Origin of the sequence: Actinoplanes solisilvae (assembly GCF_003999975.1) — a bacterium.
Taxonomy (GTDB): Bacteria; Actinomycetota; Actinomycetes; order Mycobacteriales; family Micromonosporaceae; genus Actinoplanes; species Actinoplanes solisilvae.
The window spans coordinates 14338-32264 of the sequence record NZ_RJAC01000009.1 but is presented as its reverse complement, the minus strand read 5'-3'; the positions used below and the strand labels follow the sequence as shown (position 1 = coordinate 32264).

18 protein-coding genes are annotated in these 17927 nt (G+C 71.1%); 7 read left to right on the top strand and 11 right to left on the bottom strand.

The genetic code is table 11. The features are described from left to right. Positions 1-14 precede the first annotated feature (14 nt). The 3 genes from EER30_RS22850 to EER30_RS22840 are packed head-to-tail and all read right to left on the bottom strand — an operon-like array spanning position 15 to position 2328. Positions 15-674 (bottom strand): ABC transporter permease, encoded by a 660-nt coding sequence (locus EER30_RS22850; RefSeq protein ID WP_127502557.1) that lies wholly within the window; start codon positions 672-674, stop codon positions 15-17. Next, complete coding sequence (locus EER30_RS22845; RefSeq protein ID WP_127502556.1) at positions 671-1321, bottom strand: ABC transporter permease; 651 nt, start codon at positions 1319-1321, stop codon at positions 671-673. The genes EER30_RS22850 and EER30_RS22845 overlap by 4 nt, the downstream gene beginning before the upstream one ends. Further along, complete coding sequence (locus EER30_RS22840; protein ID WP_127502555.1) at positions 1318-2328, bottom strand: ABC transporter ATP-binding protein; 1011 nt, start codon at positions 2326-2328, stop codon at positions 1318-1320. Before EER30_RS22840 ends, EER30_RS22845 begins: the two co-directional genes overlap by 4 nt. 120 nt (positions 2329-2448) lie before the next feature. On the opposite strand from EER30_RS22840, the gene EER30_RS22835 reads away from it, so the two are divergent. Next, positions 2449-3897, top strand: a complete 1449-nt coding sequence (locus tag EER30_RS22835) for an aromatic amino acid lyase (RefSeq protein ID WP_127502554.1) — start codon at positions 2449-2451, stop codon at positions 3895-3897. Between the two features lie 422 nt (positions 3898-4319). Here EER30_RS22835 and EER30_RS22830 read toward each other — a convergent pair whose 3' ends face one another. Beyond that, positions 4320-4814: a cysteine dioxygenase gene (locus EER30_RS22830; RefSeq protein WP_127502553.1), complete on the bottom strand. Its 495-nt coding sequence runs from the start codon at positions 4812-4814 to the stop codon at positions 4320-4322. Between the two features lie 121 nt (positions 4815-4935). Next, entirely contained in the window at positions 4936-5832 is an 897-nt protein-coding gene (locus EER30_RS22825; RefSeq protein WP_240670245.1) for an amidohydrolase, read from the bottom strand. A gap of 125 nt (positions 5833-5957) precedes the next feature. On the opposite strand from EER30_RS22825, the gene EER30_RS22820 reads away from it, so the two are divergent. Beyond that, positions 5958-6944, top strand: a complete 987-nt coding sequence (locus tag EER30_RS22820) for a LacI family DNA-binding transcriptional regulator (RefSeq protein WP_127502551.1) — start codon at positions 5958-5960, stop codon at positions 6942-6944. Between the two features lie 6 nt (positions 6945-6950). Here the strand turns inward: EER30_RS22820 and EER30_RS22815 are convergent, their stop codons facing one another. The 3 genes from EER30_RS22815 to EER30_RS22805 form a co-directional block, all read right to left on the bottom strand. Continuing rightward, on the bottom strand, positions 6951-7712 hold the full coding sequence (locus EER30_RS22815; RefSeq protein ID WP_127502550.1) for a DUF899 family protein: 762 nt from the start codon (positions 7710-7712) through the stop codon (positions 6951-6953). A gap of 77 nt (positions 7713-7789) precedes the next feature. Then, complete coding sequence (locus EER30_RS22810) at positions 7790-9250, bottom strand: aromatic amino acid lyase (protein ID WP_127502549.1); 1461 nt, start codon at positions 9248-9250, stop codon at positions 7790-7792. Next, a complete protein-coding gene (locus tag EER30_RS22805; RefSeq protein ID WP_240670244.1) occupies positions 9247-10260 on the bottom strand; it encodes an ornithine cyclodeaminase family protein in 1014 nt (337 codons plus the stop codon). The genes EER30_RS22810 and EER30_RS22805 overlap by 4 nt, the downstream gene beginning before the upstream one ends. 59 nt (positions 10261-10319) lie before the next feature. On the opposite strand from EER30_RS22805, the gene EER30_RS22800 reads away from it, so the two are divergent. Further along, a complete protein-coding gene (locus EER30_RS22800; protein ID WP_240670243.1) occupies positions 10320-11147 on the top strand; it encodes a MurR/RpiR family transcriptional regulator in 828 nt (275 codons plus the stop codon). On the opposite strand, the gene EER30_RS22795 is transcribed toward EER30_RS22800, so the two are convergent. Beyond that, the gene (locus EER30_RS22795; protein WP_127502548.1) at positions 11144-11782 is read right to left on the bottom strand and encodes a hypothetical protein; all 639 of its coding nucleotides are present in this window, start codon (positions 11780-11782) and stop codon (positions 11144-11146) included. The genes EER30_RS22800 and EER30_RS22795 overlap by 4 nt on opposite strands. Positions 11783-11945: 163 nt before the next feature. On the opposite strand from EER30_RS22795, the gene EER30_RS22790 reads away from it, so the two are divergent. Then, complete coding sequence (locus EER30_RS22790; RefSeq protein ID WP_127502547.1) at positions 11946-13274, top strand: FAD-dependent oxidoreductase; 1329 nt, start codon at positions 11946-11948, stop codon at positions 13272-13274. A 114-nt stretch (positions 13275-13388) separates the two neighbouring features. Continuing rightward, positions 13389-14861: an RNA-guided endonuclease InsQ/TnpB family protein gene (locus tag EER30_RS22785; protein ID WP_127502546.1), complete on the top strand. Its 1473-nt coding sequence runs from the start codon at positions 13389-13391 to the stop codon at positions 14859-14861. A gap of 118 nt (positions 14862-14979) precedes the next feature. On the opposite strand, the gene EER30_RS22780 is transcribed toward EER30_RS22785, so the two are convergent. Continuing rightward, positions 14980-15603: a TetR/AcrR family transcriptional regulator gene (locus EER30_RS22780; protein WP_127502545.1), complete on the bottom strand. Its 624-nt coding sequence runs from the start codon at positions 15601-15603 to the stop codon at positions 14980-14982. 92 nt (positions 15604-15695) lie between these two features. On the opposite strand from EER30_RS22780, the gene EER30_RS22775 reads away from it, so the two are divergent. Then, a complete protein-coding gene (locus EER30_RS22775; RefSeq protein ID WP_127502544.1) occupies positions 15696-16373 on the top strand; it encodes a hypothetical protein in 678 nt (225 codons plus the stop codon). After that, entirely contained in the window at positions 16370-17050 is a 681-nt protein-coding gene (locus tag EER30_RS22770; RefSeq protein ID WP_127502543.1) for a DUF4166 domain-containing protein, read from the top strand. The genes EER30_RS22775 and EER30_RS22770 overlap by 4 nt, the downstream gene beginning before the upstream one ends. Here EER30_RS22770 and EER30_RS22765 read toward each other — a convergent pair. Continuing rightward, on the bottom strand, positions 17043-17636 hold the full coding sequence (locus EER30_RS22765; protein ID WP_205650368.1) for a sensor histidine kinase: 594 nt from the start codon (positions 17634-17636) through the stop codon (positions 17043-17045). The genes EER30_RS22770 and EER30_RS22765 overlap by 8 nt on opposite strands. Positions 17637-17927 lie beyond the last annotated feature (291 nt).

Genomic DNA, 17927 nt, shown 5'->3' with positions numbered 1-17927 from the left:
TCGTGGACCTCTTCTCATCGAGTGACCCGGAGACCGGGGGAGACGATCCAGCGCTGGGTCAGCGCGAGGACCAGGTCGAGCAGGACGGCCAGCACCGCGACGACGATGGCGCCGGCCAGCACACGGGAGTAGTCGTTGACGGCCAGGCCGTCGATGAGCAGCCGGCCCAGCCCGCCCAGGCCGACGGCGGCGGCCACGGTGGCGGTGGCGACGACCTGCAGGGCGGCGCTGCGCACGCCGCTCATCAGCACCGGCAACGCCATCGGCAGCTCCACCTTGAACAGGACCTGCCACGGCCGCATGCCGACGCCCCGGGCCGCGTCGACGACCCGCTGGTCAAGCGAGCGCAACCCGGCGTACGCGGAGGTCAGGATCGGCGGGATCACCAGGACCGTCAACGCGATCAGGACCGGGAGCAGGCCCAGGCCCAACAGGGTGACCATGAGCATGAGCAGGCCGAGCGTGGGCAGGGACCGGCCGGCGTTGCCCGCGTTGATGGCCAGGAACGAGCCGCGGCCGGTGTGCCCGATGTACAGCCCGGCCGGCAGCGCGATCGCCGTGCCGATGGCGAGCGCGAGGAAGACATACCAGAGGTGGGAGAGGATCAGTTGCGGGATGCTGCCGGCGGTATCGAGCTGCCAGTGGGTGATGTCGAAAAGGTATGACAGGTTCATGCCCGGCTCCCGGCGAATCGGGTCCACGGTGTCACGGCCCGCTGGATCAGCACGATGATCAGGTCGGCCACGGCGGCCAGGAGCACGCTGAGAATGATGCCGACCAGGATCGGCTCGAGATAGAAGAGCTGGAAGCCGCGGGTGAAGAGCTGACCGAGCCCGCCGACGCCGATGAGCGCGCCCACGCTGACCAGGCTGATGTTCGCGACGGTGGCGACGCGCAGACCGGCCAGGATCACCGGCAGGGCCACGGGTAGTTCGACGTCGACCAGGCGGCGCACCCGGCGATAGCCCATCGCGGTGGCCGACTCGATGACCAGCGCGTCGACCGACCGAAGACCATCAGCGACCGTACGGGCCAGAAGCGCGACGGTATAGATCGTGAGCGCGACCACGATGTTCAGCGGCGACAAGATCTTGGTGCCGAGCAGGACGGGCAGGAAGACGAACAAGGCCAGCGAAGGTATCGAGTAGAGCACTCCGCACACGTTGACGAGCGGGTGATAGAGCCACGGCACGCGTACGCCGAGGTAGCCGATCGGCAGGGCGATGAGGAAACCGAGCACGACCGGGATCAGGGCGAGCGCGATGTGCTGGCGCAGCGCGGCCAGCACCACCTCGGAGTTGTTCTGCAGGTAGGTGATCATGAGGAGCGACGGGCCTCCAGGTGGTCGACGAGGTCGCGGTGGCGCACGACGCCGTCGGCCGCGCCGTCCTCGCCGACCCGTACGGCGATGCCCACGGGGGAGAGGATCGCCAGGTCGGTGACCAGGCGCAGGGAGTCGGTCTTGGTGAACGTGCCGCCGGTCGGCACTGTCTCGTTTGTCTTCCGCCACCCGACCGGGCGGCCCGCGCCGTCCAGTTCCAGGTCGTCGGGTACGGGCTTCACCGGCAGGTCGGCGGCGGTGTCGAAGGAGAGGCTGCGCAGGCCCCGGTCGCGGCCGACGAACTCGGCGACGAACCCGTCGGCCGGGTCGGCGAGCAGTTCCTGAGGCGTGCCCACCTGGGCCAGCGTGCCGCCCTGGCGGAAGATGGCGACCACGTCGCCGAGCTTGATGGCCTCGTCGATGTCGTGCGTGACCATCGCGATCGTCTTGCCGAGGTCTTGTTGCAGGCGCAGGAACTCGCGGTGCAGGCCCTCGCGGACGACCGGGTCGACCGCGCTGAACGGCTCGTCCATCAACATGATCGGCGGGTCGGCGGCCAGCGCGCGGGCGACACCGACACGCTGCTGCTGGCCGCCGGAGAGCTGCGCGGGGTAGCGCTTGGCCAGTGCGGGATCGAGGCCGACCCGTTCGAGCAGGCCCAGCGCGGCGGCGCGGGCCTCGCGGCGGGTCTTGCCGACCAGCACGGGCACGGTCGCGACGTTGTCGAGCACGGTGCGGTGCGGGAACAGGCCCGCGTGCTGGATCACGTAGCCGATGCCGCGGCGCAGCAGGGCCTCGTCCTGCTGGGCGACGTCCTGCCCGTCGATGAGCACGCGGCCCGAAGTGGGGCTGATCAGGCGATTGATCATGCGCAGCGACGTGGTCTTGCCGCAGCCGGACGGTCCGACCAGGACGGTCGTGCGGCCGGTGGGAAGTTCCAGCGAGACATGATCGACTGCGGTGCCGCCGCCCGGGTAGACCTTCACGACGTCATCGAATGTGATCATGGCGCTCCCGGTCTATCGGCTCGCGGTGAATACCGCTATTCATACTTCCGTGGTAGTGAATAGGGTGTCAACGGTCACGAACAGCCGTTACGGTTCGGCAACACGTGTGATGGTGAGCGCATGCAGGTAGAACGACTGGACGGCCGGAGCCTCACCATCGGTCGTCTTGTGGATATCGCGTCCGGCCGGTGCGCGGTGGAGGTCGACCCGGCCGCCCTGTGGAGGGTCGAGAAGCGGCACGCGCGGCTGCAGGAAGCCCGTGCACAGGGGGCTGTGTACGGCGCGAACACCGGTGTGGGCGCGAACCGGCACGAGAACAGTGTGGACGAAGGTTTCCACGGGTTGCGGTTGCTGCGCAGTCATTGCGCGGCGGTCGGGCCGGTGGAGGACGACGTCACGGCCAGGGCAGCCATGACCACGCGGCTCAACCAGATCCTGGCCGGCGGGTCGGGGGTGTCGCGGGCCGTGGCGGCGGCGCTGGCCGAGGCGTTGAGCAGGGGCGCGGTGCCGACGATGCACTCGTGGGGCGCGATCGGCACGGGAGATCTGGCCGCGCTGGCCGAGCTCGGGCTGACGCTGGCGGGGGAACGGCCGTGGCAGTCGGGATCGGCGCCCGTGGTCGCGATCGGGCCCACGGACGCGCTGCCGATGATCAGTTCGAGCGCGGTGACGGTGGCTACGGCGGCGCTCGCCTTGCACAACGTGCAGAGCCAGCTGCGCGCTTCGGTCGTCGTGGCGGCGTTGAGCTTCCTGGCGCTCAGGGGCAACCCCGAGGCGTACGACCCCCGCGTGCACTCGGCCCGCGCCCACCCCGGCCAGGTGGAAGTCGCCGCCCTGCTGGAACGGCTGGTGGCCGGCAGCGGCGCGCCCGCGCGCATCCAAGACCCGTTCGGACTGCGCGTTCTGCCCCAGGTGACCGCGCCGGCTGTGCACGCCGCGCGCTCACTGCACGACGTGTTGACAGCCGAAATCAACGCGGCTGTGGAAAACCCTCTGGTCACCCCCGACGGCGTACGCCATCACGGACAGTTCCACACGGCGACGCTGGCCTCCATGCTGGACGCGGTACGCGGGACGTTCCTGCCGGTGCTGTCGCTGTCCACAGCCCGGCTGGGCCTGCTGATGCGCCCCGACCTGACCGGACTGCGCGCGTTCCTGGCGGCCGGCCCCGCGGGCAGCTCCGGCCTGATGATCAGCGAATACGTCGTGCAGGACCTGCTGACCGAGATCCGCGTCGGCATGACCCCGACCGCGGCGGGCACACTGAGCATCTCGCTCGGCCTGGAGGAACACGCCAGCTTCGCGACCCAGGGGGCCCGCTCGCTGCGCACGATGACCGCCCTCGCCCCGACCCTGCTGGCCGCCGAGCTGATCGCGGCCGTGCGCGCCCTGCGCATGGCCCCCGGCCGCCTCACGGAAGGCCTGGCCCGGCGCGCCTTCGACATGGCCGCCGACGCCCTCGACCCCGACGAATCCGACCGCCCCCTGGGCGACGACCTCGCCCGCGCGGCCGACCTATTGCCGGAGCTGGGCGCCGTGCTCGACCATTCACCGATCGACCTGACCTAGCTCCATCCGGCGGATCACCCGGGGCTTGATCCACCACCTGTGGCGCTGATGTCGTGGTGCCGTGCCGTGCTGCTTGTCGCGCTGACAAGTGGTCAAGCCGGACGACAGATCCCTACTTCAGGCAAGCAGGCCCTTCCCCGCCCTGGATCAATTCGAGGTCCTGGATCTGGGCCCCTGGAACGCCATCGAGACCCCTACGTCAATGATCTGGCGTATGGACGCGATCGAGGCGCCTACGTCAACGATCTGGCGTACAAACGCGATCGGGGCCCTGCATCAACGATCAGGCCTGCAAAGGCCCGGGGACAGACCTCGATCCTGAAGGCTCTTTAGACAGCGCGGTCAGCTGTCGATCGGGGCGGGGCGCGGTCAGCTGTCGATCGGGGCGGGGCGCGGTCAGCTGTCGATCGGGCGGCGTGCGGTCAGCCGTCGATCGGGCGGAGTTCGTCGGCGTAGCTGACTGTGCGGCGGCGGAGGATGCCGGACGGGCTTATCGAGTACTGGCCCATGCGCCACAGCGGCGGTGAGTAGGCGTGGACCGAGACCGAGCCGTCGGCCGCGCCGGCCATGCGGTGGATGTGGTCGGGCCCGAAGGCGAAGGTGTGCCCGGCGGTGACCACGCGGGTGACCGGGTCGCCGCCCATGCGCGGGGTGGCCTCGGTGACCGCGCCGCGCACCACGGCGACCGCGCCCGACGACGTGTCGTGGTCGTGCCAGCCGGTGTCGTCGACGACGTTCCAGCAGAGCACCCAGACGTCGATGTCGGTGTCGCGGTGCAGCGACGCGTAGTGCCGCCGGCCCGCGTCGTGGCGCACCAGGTGCTGCCACAGTTCGGGCCGGCCGGCGAGATCGTCGACCCAGCGCCTGAGTTCGCGCGGCTCCAGCACCCGGCCGGGCAGGGCCGGCATGACCGTCATCGGAGTGCTCCCGCGCACGCCCGGGTCGACGGTCTCCAAGCCGTGGGCATCGCGTCGTCAATGTTGATGCTCGTCCCGTCAATATTGACGCGATCAATATTGATAGCGTCGTCAATATGAGTCAGCATCGCGGCTCTCCGGTCAGGAAGTGGTGCGGGTTTGCTTGAAAGAGGGCGTGGGTGAACGCCGCGCCCAGGCCCGGGTCGGTCGCGTCGGCGTAGGGGCGGTCGGAGCCCGAGATGATGGGGTCGACGCCGACCACCCGGGTCATCGCGTCGATCGCGCGGGTGCCGTACGAAGACGTCTCGTAGAAGACGTTCGGGTCGACCATCCCCAGTGTGCCGCCCCGGGCCGCCAGACGTTCGTGGTGCAGCGGGGCCAGGCCGGCGAGGGCGACGAAACCGACGCGCAGCCGTGGATGGCTGGCGCGGCCCGCCACGTGCCAGGCCGCCCATGCCTGGTGAAGCTGCGACACGTACGGCACCAGGGCCGGCCACCAGGCGGGCAGGCCGGGATCGCAGGCCGGCGCCGGGCCGGGGTGGATCAGGACCGGCTTGCCGGCGCGCTCGACCTCGGCGAGCAGGGGGCCGACGTGCGCGATCGCGGCCGGGTCGGCCAGCGCGGTCGCCGGGAGCTGGAGGCCGGCGACGCGCTCCTCGCGCAGCAGCTTGGCCAGGCCGTCGGGGTCGAGATCGGTCACGGGCGCGGCCGCCCACAGGTGGAACGGGTCGTTCAGCTCGATTGCGCTCTCGTGCCAGATGGCGATCAGCTCGGCGCCCTCGCAGGCGGGCAGATGTTCGATGCCGAGCGGGCTCGACAGCGACAGCAGCACCCGGGACGTTCCCTCGGTCAGCTCGGCCGCCCGCCGCCGCTCGACGTCGTGGGCCCGGGGATCGATCGCGCACGGGTCTTCTCCCGCGAGGTGCAGCGTCCAGTCGCGCAGGAACGGTGGGGAGTAGCGCCGCCGGAGGGCGTCGAGCAGTCGCTCAGGCCATAGGTGCTGATGGCAGTCGATCATCAGCGCGGCTCCTCCACAGGCAGGTGAAGCGCTTCACTCCTCCCCGAAGTGAAGCGCTTCCCTACCCCCGTACGCAATGTGTTCTCAGGCACCGGGACGCCGCCACTCGGTGTTACCCTCGGCCGATGTCACGGCAGCCCGGTCGACGGACGCTGCAGGACCTGGCCACCGCAGCCGGGCTGTCGCTCGCCGCCACCTCCTACGCGCTGCGCGGGGTGCGGGGCTCGCCCGACACGATCCGCCGGGTGCGGGAACTGGCCGACGAACTCGGCTACACCGTCGACCCGATCGCGCGAGCGCTGGCCAGTGGGCGTACGGGATCGATCGGGGTCTCCGGATCGCTGCGCGACCTGTGGCAACAAGACCTGTCGGTGCTGCTCACGCGGGCCCTGCGCAGCGAGGGGCGCTATGCCACGATCGCCGACGCGGATGCCGACCCCGAGCAGGAACGGATGATCGTCGAGCAGTTCGTCGCCCAGCGGGTGGACGGGGCCGTGGTGTCGCCGGTCGACCCGTCCGCCGACTACTGGCAGTTGCTGGGCCCGGAGATCCCGGTGGTCTCTCTCGGCGACGCGCTCACCGCTCGACCGTCGTCGGGGTGCGTGCTGTTCGACAACCGGTGCGGGGTCGAGACCGCGTTCCGCCACCTGGCCGAGCTCGGGCATCGCCGCATCGGCCTGCTCACGCCCGCGCTGCCGTCGACGCCGGGGCGCCCGGCCCAGCTGCTGGCGCCCGAGATCGCCGCCGGACTCGGGGTCGAGCTGGTCGAGATCTCGGCGCCCGCCGCCACCACCGATGCCGTCGACGTCGTATCGATCCTGCTGGCCCGCGCCGGGCGGCCGACCGGGGTCTTCTGCCTCAGCGATTCCCTGGCCTTCGCCGTCTATCGGGCGGCCCGCGACGCCGGGCTGCGCATCCCCGAGGACCTGTCCGTGGTCGGCTACGACGATCACCAGCTCGCCGTCCTGGTCGAGCCCGGGTTGACGACGATGGCCTGGGACGAGGACGCGATCGTGCGGGCGGCGATCGACCAGCTCGCCACCCCCTCGACCGGCCCGACCTTCCGTCCCGAACTGGTCGTGCGCGGCTCGACCAGCAAGCCGCGCCGGTGACCAGCGTCAGTGGTGGTGGCCCTTGCGGCCCAGGGTCTTCTCGGGGGTGACTCCGGGGCGGGTCCACTGGGGAACGGGGCGGCCGGTCCCGCCCCAGGTCGGTTCGCCGTTCACGTCGGTGCGCCAATACCAGCACGCTCCCTGACTCTCGGGCCAGCCCTCCGGCTTGTCCTCCCAGTTCTCGCCACGGCCGTACACGGTCATGTCCAGCAACGCGAACGTGCTGTTCAAGACCTCGTTGCCGCGGCCGGTGGTCTCGTAGGTCAGGAACGCCCGGTCACCGTCGCGCAGATAGATCGAGGTGTAGCCCATCTCGCCACCCGCCGGACCGTCGATGTCACGCACCGAGTACCACGGCTGCTCGTACCCCATGAATTCGACGAAATCGGCCACCTCATCCCACTCGCCAGTGGTCACGATCGCGAACGACACGCCGCGCGCGTTGAGATAGGCGGCGTCCTTCAGGTGCCACGCCGCCCACGTGCACCCTTCGCATTGCCCCTGGTGCGGCGCCCCGTCGTGCCACATGTGCTTGTAGACCACGAGCTCGTCGCGGCCCTGGAACAGGTCGAGAAACGGGACCGGCCCGTCGGGTCCGACAACTTTCACCGTCGCGTCGAACTCGACCATCGGCAGCCGGCGACGGGCCGCGGCGATGACGTCGCCCGCACGGGTGTGCGCCTTCTCGCGCAGCAGGAGCTCGTCGCGCGCCGCCTGCCAGGTGGCCTGGTCGACCACGGGCGGGCGGCCGGTGAGATTTTCGGGCATGGTGTCCTCCACGATGAAGAGATCGGGTCACCGGGTCAGACTCGCGACCCGGCCGGAACTCATCGCGGTGGCGCCGATTATTCGAGCACGCGGGCCGACCGGGACGCCACTGCCGATGTTGAGCCGCTTTCGAGCAGTTCGACGATTTTGTCCAGGTCGCGGCCGTAGGGGCGGTCGGTCGTCCCGGCCGGCAGAGCGGCATCGATCTCGGTGAGGGCGAGGGAAGCGGGCGCGCCGCTGGGGAGGGAAGCGCTGAGCCGTCGGGCCTGGACAAGCGCCAGCAGTTCACAGGCGAGCACGTCGCGTAACCCCGTGATCGCCTCGTTCACGCACTCCACCGCCTCGAAACCGAAGCTCTGCACATCCTCCTGCCCGAGCGAGGTCTCCATCGCGCCGACCAGGGCGGGCATCGCGAAACGGCGCAGCCGGTGCGCGACCCCGACCGCCCGCTTGTGCACTCCGGCCAGACCGGCGTCCACTCCGGGAGAAGCGGCGAGCTGCCGGTTCAGCCCCGTGACCGCCGGGTCGAGCAGCCGGTGCAGACGGGCGGCCCCGAGCTCGGCCAGATGCACGAGAGCCGTGGTCAGCGCCCCCAGCGCGGCCGCCAGCTCGGTCCCCGCGAACCCGAACGTGCCCACGAACTCCCCACCGAGATGGGCCGGCGAGTCGGTTACCGCGCCGAGTGCCCGATCGACCGCCGCGTCCAGCTCTTTCACGGCCCGCATCGCCACGGCCAAAGCCGGGGCACTGACCCGGTACGACACCGGCGCCTGCAGCGCATTCACCGGCCCGTCGCCACGCAGCGACCGAAGATCGTCGAGCACCGCGCCCAGCTCGACGCTGTCGGCCAGAGCCGGGTGCAACGGGTCACGGCTCGCGCCCGCCACCGCGAGGGAGCCCGCCAGCGCCACCACGACCTGCGGCAACAACCGGCGTACGTCATGGCTCGCCAGCGCCGACATCCCGGTCAGGCCGGGTACGCCCTCGAGGAACGCGATGCCCTCCTTGGCCCCGAACGACCGTGGCGGCGGCGGGTCGCCCGGTTCCAGAACCTCGCCCCGGCCCAGCAGCACCGAACCCGCGTGGGCCAGCGGGATGATCTCGCCGGCCGCGCCGCTGCCCCGAGCCGGGATCGCCGGCACGATGTCGTCGTTGAGCAGGTCGACGAGCGCCTCGCACAACCCCACCGACACGCCCGCCGACGGATGCAGGAACGTGCGCAGCCGGGCCGCGATCAAGGCGCGGGCCTGGTCACGGCGCAGCCACGGCGCCGACCCGACCGCACGCCCGGTCATCAGCGTGTCCTGGTGACGAGCCTGCGCCGCGGCGTCCAGCCGCACCCCCGACAGCGCCCCCATGCCGGTGTTGACCCCGTACACGAGCCGGTCGCCCGCGAGATCGTCGAGCGTGGCCCGCCGGCTGACGACGAGGGCGTGCTTGAGGTCGTCGGCGAGCTCGATGCGGCCGGTGCCCCGCGCGATGTCGACGATGACCGAGCTGTCGAGGTCATCCGGGCGGGCGATACGCCGTACGGTCATCGGTAGCGCAGCATCGTGCCGGTGCCGGTGGCCTCGGCGCGCGTGAGTATGAGGTGGGCCAGCGCGACGTCGAGAATCGACAGACCGCGATGCCAGAACAGGATGCGCTCGTCGGGCTTCTCGCGTCCCGGCTTGCGGCCGCTGACGATCTCGCCGATCTGGGCGTGCAGCGTCTCCTCGCTCAGGCGGCCGGTGTCGACGTGCGCGCGCAACGCCCCGAAACGGCCCGAACGCGACTCGCGCCAGTCGTCGACGACCACCTTGTCCATGACGTCCAGAAGGTCGATCTCCACAGCACTGATGGTGCCGTAGGGGACGACGAACGCGCCCGGCTTCACTGCCGCCGTACGCAGAAGGGGTGTGGGCTTTTCCAGTCGGGACGCCTCGACCAGGATGTCGGCGCCTTCGTACGCCTCGTCGGCCGTGGCCACCGCGCGAACCGGTGTGTCGATCACCTCGCGCAGGCGGGCCGCGAAGGCCTCGCGCGACTCGGGGCGGCGGCTGGTCACCCGGATCTCGTCGAGTTCGAACAGGCTGTCGAGCATGGTGACGTTGGCGAACGCCGTGCCGCGCGCGCCGACGTGACCCAGAATCCTCGAGTCGGGCCGGGCTAGGTGCTTCGCGCCCACGGCGGTCATCGCACCGGTGCGCACCTCGGTGATCAGCGTCGCGTCCATGATCGCCAGCGGCACGCCGTTCGTAGGATCGAAAACGGTCATCATGGCCAGCTCGCTCGGCAGGCCCTGCAGGTAGTTGGGCACGAAATCGCCGACGATCTTCACGCCGCTCAGACCGCGTTCGCCCAGCGTGTCGACGTGGCCGCGCAGCACGTTGAAGTGGCCAGCGCCGTCGTTGCGAGGCACCAGATGCGTACGGGGTTCGAACACGGTTTCGCCTCGGCCGTGTGCCCCGACCACGGCTTCGACGGCCGCGATCACGTCGGCCGTACCGATGCCCAACGCGTCGATATCGGGGCCGGAGAGGAACCGCAACCAGATCGTACGCATCATGCGATGCACCATATAACCTAGGTGTATCGGGGTATTCAGGCTCTCTGCGGGGCGGGTGCGTGACGCTGGAGAAACGGCGGGACACCGGGCACGCCGAGGACTGGCTGCTCGACCTCGCGCGGCGCCGGCGGCTCTCGCCCACGCAGCGCCAGATCGTGCAGCGCATGCTCGGCATGTTCCCCGACGTCGCGTTCCTGTCCACGGTTGAGATCGCCGACCGTGCCGGGGTCAGCCAGCCGACCGTGACCCGGCTCGCCACCGCGCTGGGCTTCGCGGGCTTCCCCGAATTCCGTACGGCGTTGCGCGGCATGGTGCTGAGCGGGCAAACCGGTGAAGCCCGCGCCCGGCCCGCCCTCGACCAGGAGATCGCCAACCTGACGGCCCTCGAACGCGTGCTCGGCTCCCCGTCGATGGAGACCGCCGTACGCCTCCTCGCCGCCACGTCGCCACTAGGCGTCATCGGCCTGCGGGCCTCCGCCGCCCTCGCCGACTACTTCGGCTACTTCGCCCGTCGCGCGCTGCCGTCGGTGCCCGTCCACACCGACGCGAGTTCGGTCGACGACTTCCTTCTGCAACTGACCCGGCAGGGCGCGTCGGCGGCGCTGTTCTTCGCGATGCCCCGCTACCCGGCCGGTCTGGTCGCCGCGCTCGGAACGGCCCGCGAACTCGGCCTGGCCACGGTCGTGATCACCGACAGCCCTCTGGCGCCGTTCGCCGCCGACGCCTTGCTGGTCGCACCGGTCGGCACCGGCCCGGTCTTCGACTCCCACGCCGCGGCCGTGGTGCTGGCGATCAGCCTGCTCGACGCCGTCGCCGCCACCGACCCGGCCCGTACGCAGGAGCGCCTCGAGGCACACGAGGCGCTCGTCGCCCGCTGGGCCTTCTAACAGCGCTTCTTCGCGACGGCCTCGCGGGAGAGGCCCGTGAAACCTTCGCCGGTGTATTCATACCGGTAGGTCAGGGACAGGTCGGGGCACGACTTGGTGCCCTTGAGGGTCGTGCCGTAGGCCTTCACGGTGACGATGTTCTTGGCGACCGCGACGCTGGTGACGACCGGCTCCTCCTTGTCATCCTGGAGCAGGGTGCCGAGGCGCTTGCGCGATTCGCCGTCGAAGACCTCGATCGTGGACGCCCAGTATGAGGTCGAGGCGTCGCAGCTGCGTGTGACCAGGGTGTCGGCGGTGCCGTCCTGGGTGACGTCGGCGGTCGTCACCTTCTGGATCTCGACCTTCTGGCCGGGGTAGGGGCACTTGTTGACCAGCTTGGCCCAGTCGGCCTTCGGCGGCGTGGTCTTGGCGGGCTGGGATTTCGTCGTCGGGGCGTTGGTGGTCGGTGCCGCGGTGGCGGGTGTTGTCGGGCTCGTGCCGAACTTGCTGTCGCCGCCGGCCTGCCCGCCGTTTGACGGACTGGTCGCGGGCCCGGCCGGTTTGTCGGCCGCGTCGCAGGCGGCGGTGCCGGCCAGCGCCAGCCCCAGCATGGCAATCGAGATGGTCTTGATCAGGAGTCCCCGTTCACGTCGCATGCCGATGACGGTAGGGATCTTGCTGCCCGGGTTGATCCCCGATTCATGCCATCGGCGCCCGGTAGTCGGCTTCGTGACACCTTCGCCCTCCCGGGGTGGGTCTATCGGGTCGGTTTCGTGACGAGCGGCCCGCCCCGGCTGTTGCCGGTCCTAGGCTCGCGGCATGGAGGTAGCCATCGCCGGCGCCGGGCCGTCCGGACTGTTCGCCGCGGTCGCGCTGGCCCGCCGCGGGCACCGGGTCACCGTTGTCGACCGGGACGCCGGGCCGAGCGACGACGGCGCCTGGGCCCGGCGCGGCGTGATGCAGTTCCACCACCCGCACGGCTTCCGGCCGCAGATCGCCGAGGCGCTGCGCGCCGAGATGCCGGAGATGCTCGACGCCCTGGTCGCGGCGGGCGCCGAGGTGGTTCCGGCGCCGGGAGGCCTCGGTTCGCCGGCCGGTGCCCCGGCGTTGCGTTGCCGCCGGTCGGTCTTCGAGCGGGTGCTGCGCGCCTTCGCCACGGCCGAACCCGGGGTCACCGTGGGGCAGGGACACGTCGACGACGTTCTGCGCTCCGGCGGCCGGGCGGCGGGGCTGCTGGTCGACGGCCGCCCGCTCGCGGCCGAGCTGGTGATCAACGCCTCCGGACGGTCCGCGCGCCTGGCAGCCGACGTGCGCGCCCCGGCCGAGGGTGGTGACTGCGGTCTGGCGTACGTCTCCCGGCAGTACACGCTGCTGCCGGGCGCCGAGCCGGGGCCGATGAACGCGCCGATCGGCATCATCGAGACGCTGACCGGTTACATGGTCGCCGTCTTCCTGCACGACAACCGTACGTTCTCAGCTTTGATCATCAGGCCCGCGGACGATCGCCGATTCGCCGCGCTGAGATCGTCCGCGGCGTTCGAGACGGCGAGCATGGCCGTGCCCGCGCTGGCCGGCTGGGTGGCGCCGGACCGCAGCCGGCCGATCAGCCCGGTGCTGCCCGGCGGGCGCCTGCACAACACGTATCGCGGGCAACTCGACGGGCGTGGCCGGGTAGGGCTACCGGGCCTGCTGCACCTCGGCGACGCGGTGTGCACCACGAATCCGTCCGCCGGCCGGGGAATCGCGGTGGCGATGCGCCAGGCGGTGAACCTTCTGCGCCTTCTTGACGAACATCCCGGCGATCCCGACGCGGTGGCCCTGGCGTTCGACGAGTGGTGCACGGAAAACGTGCGCCCGTGGTTCGCCGACCACGTCTACTGGGACACCGACCTGCTGCGCCGCTGGGCCGGAGGCGACGTCGACGTGACCCGCCGCCTCCCCAGCGACCTGATCATGGAAGCGACCGAGGCCGACCCAGCACTGTGGAGGGTGGTCGGGCCCTACATGGCGATGGAGGCACTTCCGTCGTCCTTGGACGAGGTCGAACCCCAGGCCCGCGCCATCTTCGCCGCCGGTTGGCGCCCACCGCTGCATCCGGGTCCGACCCGGGACGAACTCGCCGAGCTGATTTCTTTGCCGCACCCGTGAGCATGCGGGGCCGCCGCGCCGGTTGGTCGTTGACTGGCTAGTGCGGTGTCCACAAACGTTGGCCGGGCCGAGAGGGTGGTCGCGTATAAGCTGGTCCTGTGACATGATGGTCGCATGCCTAGACGTCGTGGCGTAGGCGCCGGCCCGGTGGTGCACCGCACCGCCCGGATCGGCCTGCGCCTGACCCGGGCCCAGCGGCAACGCTGCTTCGGGCTGCTGCGGTCGGCCGGGGATGTGTGGGCGTGTGTGCTGGAGATCAACGCGTGGCGGCGGCGCCGTGGTGACCAGCCCGCGGCGTCGTATCAGGAGTTGTGCCGGTTGTTGTCGGCGTCCGGGCCGGGCACGTTCGGTGAGCTTGACAGCAGCGGGGCCCGGTCGGTGCTGCGCCGTTACTGCGATGCCTGGTTCTCGGCTGCCGCGCGCCGCAAAGCCGGTCATGCCGAGGTGCGGTTCCCGCGGCGGCGGCGGGCGTTGATGCCGATCCGCTGGTATCACGGCACCTTCACCATCACCGGACGGCAACTCCGCCTGCCGGCCGCCCGCGGCTGCCTGCCACTGCACGTGCGGCTGGACCGGCTGGTGCCCTACCCGGCCGGAACCGTCCGATCGGTGACCCTGCTGTTCGACGCCGGACGACTCGGGATCGACGTCACCGCCGAACTACCCGTCACCACCTACCCCCACCACGCCCGGCCCGATCCGGACCGAGTGGCCGGGGTTGATCTGGGCATCATCCATCCCTATGCCGCCGCCGGCCTCGACGACGGCACCGCCCTGCTCGTCTCCGGCCGCGCGCTGCGCGCCGAACACCGGCTGCACCTGGCCGACACCAAAGGCCGTCGCCGGGCCACCGCCGCCCGCGCCCCCAAGCCTGGCCAGCGTGGGTCCCGGCGGTGGCGGAAGACCCGCCGCCGCGCGCGGCTGGCCGAGACCCGGCACCGCCGCCGCACCCGCCAAGCCCTGCACGAAGCCACCACCACGTTGATCGGCTGGGCCGTGGACAAGCGGATCGGCACGCTGACCGTCGGCGACCCCCGTGGCGTCCTCAACCAGAATGCGGGACGCCGACACAACCTGCGGCTACGGCAGTGGCAGATCGGCCGCACCCTGCAGATCCTGCAGGACAAAGCCGCCCTGGCCGGGATCCGCGTGCATCTGGTCGACGAGCGTGGCACCTCCTCGACCTGTCCCGCCTGCGGCAAGAAGATCAGTAAGCCTCGTGGCAGGGTGATGACCTGCCAGCATTGTCAGTTCGCCGGGCATCGTGATGTTGCCGCGGCGTTCACCATCGCCACCCGCACCCCGGGCGGCGCCACCACCACCCCAGCCCAACCATGTTCTGGGGTGGTCACGCACCGTCGAGCCGGAACCCACCTCCCCGGCAGGGGTTCGGCACGGCGTGACCCCCGCCGCCGACCACCACGGTCAGCGGCAGAGGGGTCCCTTGGCCGGCGGAGGCCCGCCCCACCACCCGTGACGGGCCGTCGCTCGCCACCCGTGGTGGGGAGTCGCTCGCCCACACCCGTGGACGAGGATCCACAACACGACCGGTCACAACCCGGCCAACGTTGGTGGACACCGCACTAGGGTCCAGCCGGGCTGTCTTGGCGTGCCATAGCGCCGGACGGGTCGCCGCGGCCGGGCCGTCGCCGCCGCCGGCCGGGCGCCGCAACACGCCGGTGGCGTTAGGGCCGGAGTGTGACGGTCAGCCGACCCGGCGCAGTTTGGCGCGGAGTGCGCGGCGAGCGACCGGGCCCAGATCGTCCACCACCTCGAAGAGGACCGCCAGGCGGTTGAGGGAGTCCAGCGCTGCGCCGGCCGCCTCGGGGGCCACGCCCTCGTAGAGCTCGAGGCCGATGAACGCGGCGCTCACCGCCCGCGCTAGCCCGGCCGTGTCGATCAGGTCGACGGCGGGGGAGCCGGCCAGCAGCCGTTCGAGGGTTTCTTCGATCGGGGCTATCCACAGGTCGAGCGCGGCCGAGGTGGCTTCGGCGAGTCCGGTGTCGTTCTGGGCGCCGGCCAGCAACTGGGCCAGCACCATGACGTTGCCGTGGGCGCGTTCCTCGGCGTGCAGTTCGCGGCCGACGGCGAGCAGGCCGCGCAGGTCGCTGACCTGGTCGAGACGGTCGGCGAACGCGTCGACCCGGGTCTGGGTCGCGTCGAGGCAGGCCGCTCGGAGCAGGTCGTTGACGCTGCCGAAGTGGTAGAAGACCAGTGCCTGGCTCACCCCGGCGGTGGCCGCGATCGTGCGGGCCGAGGTGCCGGCGATGCCGTGGGTGCGGATCGTGTCGATCGCGCCGTCGATGAGTCGCTGCCGGGTGTCTGCCACATCACCACCGTACGCAGTCTTGAGCGATCGCTCAAACCCGCGTACCGTGCCGTCCTGAGCGATCGCTCAAACTGGTGGACGAGGGGAGCACCGTGCGCATCTACGTCGAGACGCTGATCCGGGCGGAGCTGGGCGAAGTGTGGCTCCACACCAAGAATCCGCAACGCCACGCCCGCTGGGACCTGCGCTTCACCCGCATCGACCACGAAACGGCGAAGCGCTTCCGCTATCGGACGACGCTGCTACCGGGCGTGCACATCGACGGCTACGGCCACACGACCGGCGACCGCGACCGCGACCGCCCCGACGGAAGTGCCCTCTCGGTGCTGCGGTTCGGCTCCGCCGATCGGCGGTCCCTCATCGCCCACGGCGGCGGCTACTGGCGTTACATCCCGGTCGCCGACGGCGTGCGCTTCCTGACCGCGTACGACTACCGGCCGCGCTGGGGCCGCGCCGGCCGGCTCGCCGACCGTGTCTTCCGCCCGCTCTTCGGCTGGGCGACTGCCTGGTCCTTCGACCGTCTGCGGCTGTGGCTGGAAAACGGGGTGAGCCCCGCGACAAGCCGCTGGTGCTGGCTGGCCGAAACCGCGGTCCGCGCCGGCCTCATCGCCGCGACCTGGCGCTTCGGCCCGCTGCCGCTGATCGTCGCGCTCGCCTTACCCCCATTGCCCTGGACCCCGGCCGCCCGCCGCTGCCACCGCCGCCCGCCGGCGCAAACCACCAGCCGTGGCTTCTCGCCGCGCAATCCCAGAAAGACAGGTACGGCATGAACGCGATCTTCCAGCAGGCGCTCGGCGACGACTTCGACCGGCTGCACCCCGAGATGCGGCGGCGTTTCAGCGTCTCCGCCGACAATGCGACCGCCTGCGTAGGCACCGGCGTCATGGACCGCGTCTGGCATGGCGGCCGCCACCTCGAGCCGTTCCTGCGGCTCGGGGCCAGCCGCCACATCCTGTTCCCCGAGCGCGGCACCGACATCCCCTTCACCATCGAGAACTACGGCTACCGGGACCGCTTCGGCCGCGACACCGTGACCTTCGTCCGCACCTTCGAGGTGGCCCGCGCCCGTCGCCGCCGTTTCGACGCCACCATGATCTACAGCCCGGCCCGCCGCGCGATCGTCGACTTCCTCGGCACCCATCAGCACCTGGCCGTCGACCTCGAGGTCAGCGTCGACGAGACCGGCGGCCTGCACATCCGCAGCGGCGAGCAGCGCTTCACCGAGGGCCGCCTGCGTTGCCGCATTCCGGCCGTCCTCAGCGGCGGGGCGACCCTGCACGAGTGGTACGACGAGGCGGCGCAGCGCTTCCGCATCGACGTACGCGTCGTGAACCGCCGCTTCGGCCCGATCTTCGGCTACAGCGGCAGCTTCACCGCGCGCTACGTCGACACGAACGAGGCACCTGTCCCCGCCGCCGTGCGACCGCTGCGCGAATGCCTCAGCTGAAAGAGGCGGGGACGGCTACGGAGATCGCCGTGCCCGCCCCCGGCTCCGACTCGATGGCGAGCCGCCCCGCGACGCGCTGCACCCGCTGCCGCATGCCGACCAGCCCGAAACCGCCGCTGCCGAACCCGGCGGTCCGGCGGCGGGAAGGGTCGAACCCCACCCCGTCGTCCCGCACGTCCAGGGTCACCAGATCCTCCATGTACGACAGGGTCAGCCCGACCCGCCCCGCCGAGGCGTGCTTGGCCACGTTGGCCAGCGCCTCCTGCGCCACCCGCAGCAGGGTCACCTCGACCTCGGCGTGCATCGGCCGGGCATCACCGGTCGTCGTCAGCACGGCCGTGACCCCGTACACGGAAGACCACCGCCGGGCCACCTCACCGATCGCCTCGGGAAGCCGAGCCTCGGCGAGCAGTGAGGGTTCGACCGCGTCGACCGTACGCCGGGCCTCGACCAGACTCTCCCGGGCCAGAGAGACCGCGTTTGAGACATGCCGGTCCCGCTGCGGAGGGGACTGCTGCGCCGCCTGAAGCTGGGTGAGGATGCCGGCCAGCCCTTGCGCGAGGGTGTCGTGGATCTCGCGCGCCATCCGCTGCCGCGAACAGGCCGTACCAGGGCGCGACAACCACGAGCCCCGCGGCGAGCGCGATGAACCCCGCGTAATAGAGAACGGGCCACCGCCGGAACCAGAACAGCCACACCACGGCCGCGGCCGAGAGCCCGAGCGTCACCGCGAGATGTGAGAACGGAACCACCAGCGCGACGACCGTGCACACCGCGAGCAGCACGTACGGCAGGACCCGGAGGACCTTCTCCTCCCTGCGCTCCCAGCGGTCGAACTCCGCGCGCAGCTCGGCCTCGATGCTCACGACCCACTCCC